Origin of the sequence: Paraclostridium benzoelyticum (assembly GCF_001006285.1) — a bacterium.
GTDB lineage: Bacteria > Bacillota > Clostridia > Peptostreptococcales > Peptostreptococcaceae > Paraclostridium > Paraclostridium benzoelyticum.
Genome location: NZ_LBBT01000337.1, coordinates 1 through 11,564 on the forward strand (window position 1 = coordinate 1; position 11,564 = coordinate 11,564).

Sequence of the window (11,564 nt, forward strand, 5' to 3'; positions counted from 1 at the left end):
CGAAAAACAAAACTAATTCGACAAAAAAACTCGAAATAAGAAGAAAAGTTTCAAATATTAAAATATTCTAAATTGTAGAAAAAATAAAATATATGTAGTATAATGAATTTCGGGAAAACGAATTCATATGTATAAAATTTTTTTTAGGAGGAATTATAATGGAATTAAACGTAACGAGTAAAAAAGAAAAACAGTCGAGGCTCCAGTCGTGTATGGGTGTTATCGAAAGAGTTGGGAATAAATTACCAAGTCCAGCGTTATTATTTGTTTATATATCTGTAGCTGTACTTATACTATCAGCAATACTAGGAACTTTTAATGTAGTTGCTGAAACTGAACTTGGTAAATTCCCTATAAATAATTTATTGGGTCAAAAGCCTATAGAAGTTTTAAAAGTAACGGCAGCTGGAACTGCAGTTTCAGAGACTTACTCAAATGGATTATCATATATTATAGGTTCAGTTATCCAAAACTTTATGGGGATGACAGCTCTAGGAGCGATACTTATTATAATGCTATCAATAGGAGTAATGGAACAAAGTGGATATTTATCAATAGGAATACAAAGTATAGTTAAGGCTACACCAGCTAAGCTTGTAACACCTGTTGTAATATTTTTAGGGGTTATGTCGAATGTAGCATCTGATGCAGGATATGTTGTTTTAATACCGCTTGCAGCATTGGTATATTATACAATAGGAAGAAATCCTATGGTCGGATTAGCAGCAGGATTTGCAGGGGTTTCAGGAGGATTTAGTGCAAACTTACTTATAGGTTCATTTGATGCATTATTAATACCATTTACTCAAGCAGCGGCGGAAACAGGAGATGCTTTAGTTGGAACAAGTTTTGCACCAATGTTAAAGTCTACATCTAATATGTTCTTCTTAATGGCGTCAACATTTATAATTGTTGCAATAGGTACTTTTATAATAGATAAAATAGTTGAGCCAGGAATGGAAAAATATGATAAGAGTGAAGCTGATGTTGTTGAAAAATCAGGAGAGTTAACTGATCAAGAAAAGAAAGCATTTAAAGCAGCTAATTTTAGTTTATTAGGAGTAATAGCATTTATAGTATTAACAGTTTTACCATTTGATAAAAATAATGTAATACCTATAGTTGGAGATTTATCTACTTCAGTTTCTTTAACATCAATAAGCCCTGAAGGAACTATGGCACTAAAGGGAGTAAATAGCTTCTTAGATTCTATATTCTTTAGTGGAGATATGATAATGATGTTAATGTTTATCGTATTCTTAGTACCTGGTTTAGTTTATGGATTCAAGTCAGGAACATTTAAAACTAAAGATGATGTTATAGGTGCAATGGTTACATCTATGAAGAGTATGGCTTCTATAATAGTTATATTATTCTTTGTTGCACAATTCTTAAACTTCTTTAATGATTCACATTTAGGTATATTAATAGCTTCATTAGGGGCAAAATTAGTGGCTCAAATACCAACAGACAATACTTTTATGGCTATGATGCTAATGGTTGCATTCATATGGTTTACTGCAATAGTTAACTTATTTATAGCAGGAGGTACATCTAAATATGGATTACTAGCTCCAATATTTATACCAATACTTATGAGTGCTGGATTCTCACCTGCTGGAGTACAGTTAATGTATAGAATAGGGGATTCATCTACTAATATAATATCTCCACTTATGAGTTATATGGGAGTTATAGTTATATTCGGACAAAAGTACAAGAAAAATTTTGGTATAGGAAACTTAATGGGAATGATGCTACCGATATCAATAGGATTTTTATTAGCATGGACAGTATTTGCAGTAGCATGGGCATTAGTAGGAGCTCCTATAGGACCGGGAGAATTCTTCTTTATAAATCAATACTAAAAGGATAGATATGGCTCAGTATTATAGCTAATATTCCTTCACTAAAGCCTGTAGAGCTCGGCTTTAACGTTTCGTCATATTAGCTATAATACATCCGCCTAATATCGTTAAATGAAAAAATAAAGTATCGCAAGTGCGATGCTTTATTTTTTTGCTCTAATTTAGATTAAATTTAATAAAATGGGAATTATACAAATATAAGGAAATAATATAGAAAGGAGTAACTAGGTTAGCTAGTTAGATATAAACTTATGAAAGAATCATATTGGATATTAAGTTCTAAAGGTGAATGTTATGAGAAGCTAAAAGAAGATTTAGAAGTAGATACTATTATAGTTGGTGGAGGAATAGTAGGTGTGACAACTGCTTATTTACTATCAAAAAAGGGAATAGAAACTGCAATTGTGGATGCTCATAAAATAGGATATGGAAGTTCCGGAAGAAATACAGGTAAAGTAACTTCGCAGCATGGTATTGTATATTCAAAAATAAGAAATAAATATGGATTAGATAGTGCTAAACTATATCATGAAGGAAATGAAAGTGCGATAGACTTAATAGAGGAAATTGTAAAGAGTAACAATATTGATTGTAACTTTGAAAGATTATCTTCCTTTATATACTCAGATAATGAAAACTACATAGAAGAGCTTGAGGAAGAATATCAAACTTGTAAAAAGTTAGGAATTGAGTGTAAGTATCATAAGAGTTTGGATATACCATTTGATGTAAAAGGAGCGATAGAATTTTTTAACCAAGCTCAATTCAATCCTAAAAAATACTTAGATGCATTAACTAAGGAATGTTTAAAGTTAGGGGTTAAAGTTTATGAAGAAACTCCTATAGTAGATCATGAAGAAGAAAATATATATAATTTAAAGACTAAAGATGGAAAAACAATAAAAGCATTAAACGTTATATTAGCTTCTCATGTTCCTTGGTATGATGGATTAAATATTTATTTTGCTAAAGAAAAAGGTGAAAGATCCTATTTATTAGCTGGAGAGTATGAAAGAGATATACCAAAAGGAATGTATTTAAGTGTTGAAGACAGTGGATTTACATTTAAACCTTATTGTGGAGATGGTCAGAATCTAATTATTTTAGGTGGAGGAGATCATAAAGTTGGACAATGTAAAAATGAAGGTGAAATATACGAAGAGTTAATACATGAATTAGGTGAAAAATTTAAAGTTAAGCAATTTAAATGTAAGTGGTCAGCACAAGATTATATAAGCTTTGATAATATACCATATATAGGGTATGTAAATAAAAAAGAAGATAACTTTTACGTTGCAACAGGATTTTGCAAGTGGGGAATGACAAATGGTACATTAGCATCTATGATAATTAGAGATTTAATATGTTATAGAGAGTCAAAGTTTGAATATATATTTAATCCATCTAGAAAAGGTAGCGTACTTACAACTGAATTTATAACTCAAAACATTAATGTAGGGTGGGAATATGTAAGAGGCAAACTAAAAGTAGGGGATAACAATTTAATATTAGAAAAAGGTGAAGGGAAAGTTGTTAATATAGATGGTAAAAGATGTGGTGCATATAAAGATTATGATGGAAAGTTATATATAGTAGATATTACTTGTACACATTTAGGATGCGAGCTAACTTTTAACTCAGCAGAAAAAACATGGGATTGTCCTTGTCATGCATCTAGGTTTGATTATAGAGGAAATGTAATAGAGGGACCTGCTTTAAGAAATTTAAACAGATATGATGAACAAAAAAATGATATAGACCCTAAAATACTGTAAATAAAAAGCCTATCATAAAAATCTTTTAATATAGATTTAGTGGTAGGTTTTTGTATTTAATGAAAGAATTAATTTAAAACAAACTAAATATATATGTTAAAGAAATAAATTTAGAGGTAGGAAACTTAGGTAAATAGAATCATAGTATAAATGTAGCAACAAATTAAAAGATAGTTTGATTTAAATAATTTTATAAGGTGGGGGATAAGCATGAAACCTTTAATAGGTATATTGGCAAACTTAGCTACTATAGATAGTGGAGCGTTTACTGGAATAGAGAGAGTTCACTTGCCAAATTCGTATATACATGCTGTTGAAAAAGCTGGTGGCGTTCCAATTGTAATTCCTGTAAATGGAGATAAAGAAAATATAAAAATACAAATTGAAGCTATGAATGGAATTATAATTTCAGGTGGAGATGATGTAAATCCTACATTATACAAAGAAGAACCAGTTAGAGAATTAGGTTATATTTACCAAGATATAGATGAATTTGACATAGAAGCTATAAATGTAGCATTAGAAAAAGATAAGCCTATATTTGGAATTTGTAGAGGTTTACAAATACTAAATGTAGCACTAGGTGGAAGTTTATATCAAGATTTAAAATATATAAGAAATAGTCATATAAAACATAATCAACAAACAAAGCCATATTTAGGAACTCACTATATAGACATAAAAGAAGAATCTATATTAAAAGAGATTATTAATGAAAAAGTTTTAGTAAATAGTTATCATCACCAAAGTGTAAAAACATTGGGAAACAACTTAAAAGTAATAGCGTACTCAAATGATGGTGTAATAGAAGCTGTTCAAAAAATAGATGAAAAGTTTGTTCTTGGAGTTCAATGGCACCCAGAGCTAATGGTAGATCATAGTGAGCACATGTTAAATATATTTAAAAGATTCATAGAAGAATGTAAAGAAAGTTAATGTTGAAATAAAAAGGAAAAACCGATAGAAACAAATCATTATCTATCGGTTTTTCCTTTTGTGATGTATTCAAATTAAGTGAATTATATCATAATTGCTAAGCGTTTGCAATATAAATTAAGATACTAATTAGTTCACTAAAGAAATATTAATATCATAGTATAAATTATAGATGTTAGCAACATGGATATTAGTGCTTAAATTTTCTAAATTATTGCGATTAATGCTATGTTTATCTACAATATATTGATATTTCAAATAATATATACTAGAATTACGTATATATTATTTAGATGATGAAATTTTTAAGTAGAAAGAGGCGCATGGATATGAAAAAAGTAAACGTTGCTATAGTTGGGGCAACAGGTATGGTAGGAAGAACTTTCTTAAAGGTATTAGAAGAAAGAAACTTCCCAATAGAAAATTTATACCTATTTTCTTCAGCTAGATCAGCAGGATCTAAAGTAGAATTTGCAGGAAAAGAACATACAGTAGAAGAACTAAATGAAAATTCATTTGATAGAGATATACAAATAGCACTTTTTTCAGCAGGAGGAAGTATAAGTGAAGAGTATGCACCAATAGCAGCATCAAAAGGTGCAATAGTTGTAGATAACTCAAGTGCATGGAGAATGGATGAAAATGTTCCTTTAGTTGTACCGGAGGTTAATCCAGAAGCTGTTAAAGAACATAAAGGAATAATTGCAAATCCAAATTGTTCTACTATTCAAGCAATGGTTCCATTAAAACCTCTTCATGATAAATATAAAATAAAAAGAATAGTATATTCAACATACCAGGCTGTTTCAGGATCTGGAGTAAAGGGTACTAAGGATTTAGAAGATGGAATAAATGGTATTCCTAATCAATTTTATCCACATCCTATAGCTTACAACTGCTTACCTCATATAGATGTATTTATGGAAAATGGATATACAAAAGAAGAAATGAAAATGATAAATGAAACTATGAAAATTTTAAATGACTATAACTTAAAAATTACTGCAACCACAGTAAGAGTTCCAGTAGTAAATGGTCACAGTGAGTCAGTTAACGTTGAGTTTGAAAATGATTTTGAAATAGATGAATTAAAGAGTGTATTAGCTAATTTTGAAGGATTAGAATTAGTTGATGATATAGCTAACAATGTATACCCAACAGCATTTGAATTAAGCGGAAGAGATGAAGTATTTGTAGGAAGAATAAGAAGAGATTTCAGTGTAGACAGTGGAATAAATATGTGGGTAGTAGCTGACAATATAAGAAAAGGTGCTGCAACTAATGCTGTTCAAATAGCTGAACTTCTTTTAAAATATGATTTAGTATAAAATTGGGAGGTATAAATTATGTTATTTAAGGGATCTGGAGTTGCGTTAGTTACTCCTTTTAATGAAACTGGTGTAGATTTCGATAAACTTGGAGAATTAATAGAATATCATATAGAAAATAAAACGGATGCATTAATAGTTTGTGGGACTACTGGAGAATCTACAACTATGTCAGATGAAGAGCAATTTGCAGTTATAGATTTTACTGTTAAAAGAGTAAATAAAAGAATACCAGTTATAGCTGGAACAGGGTCTAATAATACTATGCATTCAGTTCACTTAAGTCAAGAAGCTGAAAAATTAGGTGTAGATGGATTATTAGTAATAACTCCTTATTACAATAAAACAAATCAAAAAGGATTAAAACTTCACTTTGAAACAATAGCAGCTAGCACTAAGCTACCAATAATATTATATAACGTTCCAGGAAGAACTGGAGTTAATATAAAGCCTAGTGTTATAGCAGAACTTGCTAAAATTGAAAATATAGTAGCTGTTAAAGAAGCTAGTGGGGATTTAGCTCAAGTAGCAGAAATAGCTAGATTAGTTCCAGAGGGATTTGCAATCTATTCAGGAAATGATGATTCTATATTGCCTCTTTTATCTCTTGGTGGAGTAGGAGTTATATCAGTTGTTGCTAATATATGTCCTAAAGAAACTCATGACTTAGTAGAAAAATTCTTAAATGGGGATGTTAAAGGTTCAAGAGAATTACAATTGGGTATGAAATCATTAATAGATAAACTATTTATTGAAGTAAATCCAATACCTGTAAAAACTGCTATGAATTTATTAGGTTTTAAGGTTGGAGATTTAAGACTTCCTTTAGCTCCAATGGAAGAAAGCAATTTAAAAGCATTAAGAGACGAACTTGTAAACTATGGGTTTGAGTTATAGGAGGAACGACATGATAAAGGTTATAGTAAATGGCGCTCTTGGTAAGATGGGAAAAGTACTTACTAGATGTGTAAATGAAGATAAAGATTTAGAACTAGTTTGTGGATGCTCAATGCCAACAGGAGAGACAACTGATTACAAACTATATACTAAAATGAGTGATATACAAGAAAGTGCTGATGTTATAATAGATTTTTCACATTTCTCTGCGCTTGATGATGTTTTAGGGTATGCACTTAAAACAAAAACACCTTTAGTAATTGCTACAACAGGATTTACTAAAGAGCAATTAGAAAAAATAAAAGAAGCTTCAAAGATAATACCAATATTCCATTCTTCTAATATGTCTTTAGGAGTAAATGTAATGTTAAAGCTTGTAAAAGAAGCTGCAAAAGCATTACAAGGATTTGATATAGAAATAATAGAAAAGCATCATAATAAGAAAGTAGATGCTCCAAGTGGAACTGCTATAATGGTAGCCAATGCTATGAAAGAAGTTTTACCTGATTCTATATACAACTATGGAAGACATGGTAGAGATGCAAAAAGAAATGAAAATGAAATTGGTATACATGCTATAAGAGGTGGAACAATAGTTGGAGAACACGAAGCTATATTTGCAGGATTAGATGAAGAGGTTATGATATCTCATAGAGCTCAATCTAAAGATATATTTGCAAATGGAGCAATAACAGCAGCTAAATATTTAGCAAATAAAGAAGCTGGATATTATAATATGGATGACATGTTAAAGTAATTAGGAGGGTACAGATGATAAACTTAAATGACGCATATGAAATAGCAAGGTATATAAAAACAGTAGAAAAAAAGACACCAGTGAAGGTTTATGTTAATGGAGAGTTAGATGCTAAGTCAACTGAAGACTACAAAGTATTCGGAAGCAATGGATCATACACTATAATAGGAAATTATGATTCTATAAAATCAGTTTTAGATGCTCAAAAGGATAAATTAGTTGACATACACATGGAATATGACAGAAGAAACTCTGCTATACCAATGTATAACTACTTACATGAACATGCAAGAATAGAGCCAGGAGCTCATATAAGAGACATGGTTACTATAGGTAAAAATGCAGTAGTAATGATGGGTGCAGTTATAAACATAGGAGCTGTAGTTGGAGAAGGTTCTATGGTAGATATGAATGCAGTAATAGGAGCTAGAGGTACACTTGGTAAAAATGTACACCTTGGAGCTGGAGCAGTAGTAGCAGGTGTTTTAGAACCACCTTCAGCAGATCCTGTTATAATAGAAGATGATGCAATGATCGGTGCAAATGCAGTTATACTTGAAGGAGTAAGAATAGGCGAAGGTGCAGTAGTAGCTGCTGGATCTGTAGTTACACAAAATGTTCCTGCTGGATCAGTAGTAGCTGGTTCTCCTGCAAAAGTAATAAAAATGAAAGATGACAAAACTGCTGATAAAACAAAATTAATGGATGATTTAAGAAATTTAGATCAATAAAAAGATAAAAAAAGCTGATATTAAAGTCAGCTTTTTTTTATGTATAAAAAAGGATGGCATAGTAGAAGTTTTAGATATCTCAAAAAATTTGAAAAAAATAGTTTAATTAGTTTTTTATAGGTTAATATATTTTTATATTTAAATGTTAAAAATAGCATATAACTATGATATTAATAAATGTTTAAAAATTATACGGAAAGGATGGTTTAGTCTATGAGTGCAGAGTTTAATCAAGAGGGATTATCGACTAAAGAAGTCATAGATAGAATTGAACGTGGGGAAAGAAATTCTCCTATAAAGCCATTAACTAGAAGCTATAATAAAATATTCAAAGATAATATATGCACATTATTTAATCTTATAAATATTATAATTGCTACTTTAATCATATATACTGGAAGCTATAAAAATCTATTATTTTTAGGGGTTTTAATCTCGAATGTATCTATTGGGATATTTCAAGAAGTAAGGGCTAAAAAAAGTATAGACAAGTTATCTTTATTAAATCAATCAAAAATAACAGTTATAAGGGATAATCAAAAGAGTAAAATCAATCAACATGATTTAGTAAAAGATGATTTAATGATAATAAATAGAGGTTCTCAAATTTGTGCAGATGGAGTAATTGTTAAGACTGACGGTATAGAGGTAGATGAATCTCAATTAACTGGAGAATCTGATCCAATATTAAAAATAGTAGATTCTAAAGTTATGTCAGGAAGCTACGTTATAAGTGGGATGGCATATGTAAAAGTTGTAAATGTTGGAGAAGAAAGTTATGCATCTAAAATTGCAATGGAAGCAAAGAAAGAAAAAGATATAAATAGTCAATTAATAAAAACTCTTAAACAAATTATAAAAGGACTTGCTTTTTTCATAGTTCCAATTGGAATCGCACTATTTTTATCAAAGTCAAATTCGGGTATAAATACAAATGATGTTATATTAGGAGTTTCAGCAGCTATGATTGGAATGATACCAGAAGGTCTAATACTAATAACTTCTATTGCACTAGCAGTTGAGGTTGTAAATTTAAGTAAGAAAAAAGTTCTTGTAAAAACTATGGGATCTATTGAAAACTTAGCTCGTGTAGATTTATTATGTTTAGATAAAACAGGAACTATAACTGATGGAAATATAAAGTTAGTAGATATAATCACATGTGAAGATTTTGAAATGAATAAGCTTAAAGAAGGAATTTCGACTTTAGTAGAAAACTTAGAAGAAAATGCAACAAGTAAAGCTTTAAAGGTAGAACTTCCAAGTCCGAAATCTTGGAAACCTATTAATAGGGTACAATTTTCATCAGCTAGAAAGTGGAGTGGCGTTACTTTTGAAAAAGAAGGTAGTTATATAATGGGAGCTCCTGAATTTGTTTTTGAAAAAATATCATCAAATATCCAACGAATAATAGATGAGTCTACTGATAAAGGCGAGCGAGTTTTAGTTTTTGCATATTCAAATGACTCTATAGTTGATAATGAACTTCCAAAAGATAGAAAACTGATAGGTATTTCTATTATGGAAGATACAATAAGATCAGAGGCTGCAAATACATTGAATTATTTTAAAAAACAAGGAGTAGCTATCAAAATTATATCAGGAGATAATCCAAAAACTGTTTCACAAATTGCAAAACGAGCTGGTGTTGATAATTCTGATAAATACATAGATATGAGTAGTATTTCAGATAATGATGACTTAAAAAATTATACAAGTAAATATGAAATTTTTGGGAGAGTTAGCCCGGAACAGAAAAAGGAACTTGTAAAAATATTTAAAGATGAAGGACATACTGTTGGAATGACTGGTGATGGAGTGAATGATATTTTAGCTCTTAAAGAGTCTGATTGTAGTATAGTAATGGCAGAAGGTAGTGATGCAGCAAAGGGAGTTTCTGATTTTGTACTTTTAGATTCTAATTTTGATTCTATGATAGGTGTTGTCATGGGAGGACGAAGAGTAGTAAATAATATACAGCAAGTAGCATCTCAGTATTTAATGAAAACTGTATATTCAATTATACTAGCTATAATTTTTATATTTATGAAGGGATCTTACCCATTTCATCCTATACAGTTGATGCCAATAACTTCACTTGGAGTTGGAATTCCATCGTTTTTTTTGGCATTTAGACCAAACTATTCACAAATAAAAGAAAATCTATTATTAAATATTTCAATACCAGCATTAACATCTGGAATTTGCGCAGTTTTTTATATAATGATAATTTCAGTCGTTGGTAATATGTTAAACTTTAATGAATCGGGTATATCAACTTTATGTGTATTATTAACAGGATCAGTTTGTTTTACATCTTTATGGCAGATATCTAAGCCGATTGATAAAAAAGTAGGATTTATGATAATTACATTAGTTACTATATTTGTTTTAACTATTATACTTCTTAGGAACATATTCTCATTTGTAAATATTATTAATTTAAAAATGATGATATTATATATACCGTTAATTTTATCAGTTATACCTGTATATAAGTTCATTAAAAAAATAATAACTTACATTGTAATGAAATATGTTAAATACAAAAACAAAATTAAGCAAAACAAAAAAAGCTGACACCCGTGTGTCAGCCTTTTTTATTGGCAAGATTCACCTCTATTTCAAGGCAGCTATCTTTATATATATACACTATAATTAGTTTTCTAAACATTTTTTTAGAAATTTATAGAAAAAATTATTTAGAATCTTTATATTTATCAACATTTTGAGATGTAGTACCATTTTTAATATCTTGAGCTTCTACAAATTTTTGATTTTGAGGGAAGAATACACAGAAAGACATAAGTTGGTCAAAATAGTTAACACATCTATTTAACTTAACCTCTAAAGTATAATCATTTACTGGTTTTACACCAACATTATTTGCATTTTCCATTTGAAATTTTAACCATGAATAATAAAGTTTGAATTTAGAAATAATATTAACAAATACATAGTGAGGTGATAATTATGGAAATGAATACACAAGATTGTTTAAAAAAAGCATTATTAGATACTCAAGAAAAAGTAAGAGACTTTATGCAATATGCTGATAATGTTGATGATAAAGAATTAAGCAAATGTTTTAAAGACTTTGCTGAAGCTGAAGGATTACAAGCTCAAAAACTACAAGAGCATATTGAGAAAAGATTTAAATAATGTCAAAAGAAAGGCTTTTAATAGCCTTTCTTTTTTTATTGAATAATAAAGATAGGATAATAACTTAAAAAAATAAAATGTTTTAATTAAAATATATATACTAATACTAT

At 29.5% G+C, this 11,564-nt stretch carries 10 protein-coding genes; 9 read left to right on the forward strand and 1 reads right to left on the reverse strand.

The window, feature by feature from the left end; genetic code table 11:
• Positions 1-158 precede the first annotated feature (158 nt).
• The 8 genes from VN21_RS16085 to VN21_RS16120 all read left to right on the forward strand — a co-directional run bounded on the left by VN21_RS16085 (position 159) and on the right by VN21_RS16120 (position 10,872).
• Positions 159-1,868: an AbgT family transporter gene (locus VN21_RS16085; protein WP_052952124.1), complete on the forward strand. Its 1,710-nt coding sequence runs from the start codon at positions 159-161 to the stop codon at positions 1,866-1,868.
• A gap of 251 nt (positions 1,869-2,119) precedes the next feature.
• A complete protein-coding gene (locus tag VN21_RS16090; RefSeq protein ID WP_046824157.1) occupies positions 2,120-3,643 on the forward strand; it encodes an FAD-dependent oxidoreductase in 1,524 nt (507 codons plus the stop codon).
• Positions 3,644-3,853: 210 nt separating this feature from the next.
• Positions 3,854-4,579, forward strand: coding sequence for a gamma-glutamyl-gamma-aminobutyrate hydrolase family protein (locus tag VN21_RS16095; RefSeq protein WP_046824158.1), 726 nt, complete (start codon positions 3,854-3,856; stop codon positions 4,577-4,579).
• A gap of 329 nt (positions 4,580-4,908) precedes the next feature.
• Positions 4,909-5,907 carry an aspartate-semialdehyde dehydrogenase gene (locus VN21_RS16100; RefSeq protein ID WP_046824159.1) on the forward strand — a complete coding sequence of 333 codons (999 nt, stop codon included), beginning with the start codon at positions 4,909-4,911 and terminating at the stop codon, positions 5,905-5,907.
• Positions 5,908-5,925: 18 nt separating this feature from the next.
• On the forward strand, positions 5,926-6,804 hold the full coding sequence (gene dapA / locus VN21_RS16105; RefSeq protein ID WP_084822235.1) for a 4-hydroxy-tetrahydrodipicolinate synthase: 879 nt from the start codon (positions 5,926-5,928) through the stop codon (positions 6,802-6,804).
• Between the two features lie 10 nt (positions 6,805-6,814).
• Complete coding sequence (dapB, locus tag VN21_RS16110; RefSeq protein WP_046824161.1) at positions 6,815-7,561, forward strand: 4-hydroxy-tetrahydrodipicolinate reductase; 747 nt, start codon at positions 6,815-6,817, stop codon at positions 7,559-7,561.
• 14 nt (positions 7,562-7,575) lie between these two features.
• On the forward strand, positions 7,576-8,292 hold the full coding sequence (gene dapD / locus VN21_RS16115; RefSeq protein WP_046824162.1) for a 2,3,4,5-tetrahydropyridine-2,6-dicarboxylate N-acetyltransferase: 717 nt from the start codon (positions 7,576-7,578) through the stop codon (positions 8,290-8,292).
• A gap of 213 nt (positions 8,293-8,505) precedes the next feature.
• Positions 8,506-10,872 carry an HAD-IC family P-type ATPase gene (locus VN21_RS16120; RefSeq protein ID WP_046824163.1) on the forward strand — a complete coding sequence of 789 codons (2,367 nt, stop codon included), beginning with the start codon at positions 8,506-8,508 and terminating at the stop codon, positions 10,870-10,872.
• A 118-nt stretch (positions 10,873-10,990) separates the two neighbouring features.
• On the opposite strand, the gene VN21_RS16125 is transcribed toward VN21_RS16120, so the two are convergent.
• Positions 10,991-11,191 carry a hypothetical protein gene (locus tag VN21_RS16125; RefSeq protein WP_046824164.1) on the reverse strand — a complete coding sequence of 67 codons (201 nt, stop codon included), beginning with the start codon at positions 11,189-11,191 and terminating at the stop codon, positions 10,991-10,993.
• Positions 11,192-11,265: 74 nt separating this feature from the next.
• Between VN21_RS16125 and VN21_RS16130 the strand changes: the two genes are divergently transcribed.
• A complete protein-coding gene (locus VN21_RS16130; RefSeq protein WP_021430867.1) occupies positions 11,266-11,454 on the forward strand; it encodes a hypothetical protein in 189 nt (62 codons plus the stop codon).
• Positions 11,455-11,564: the final 110 nt, after the last annotated feature.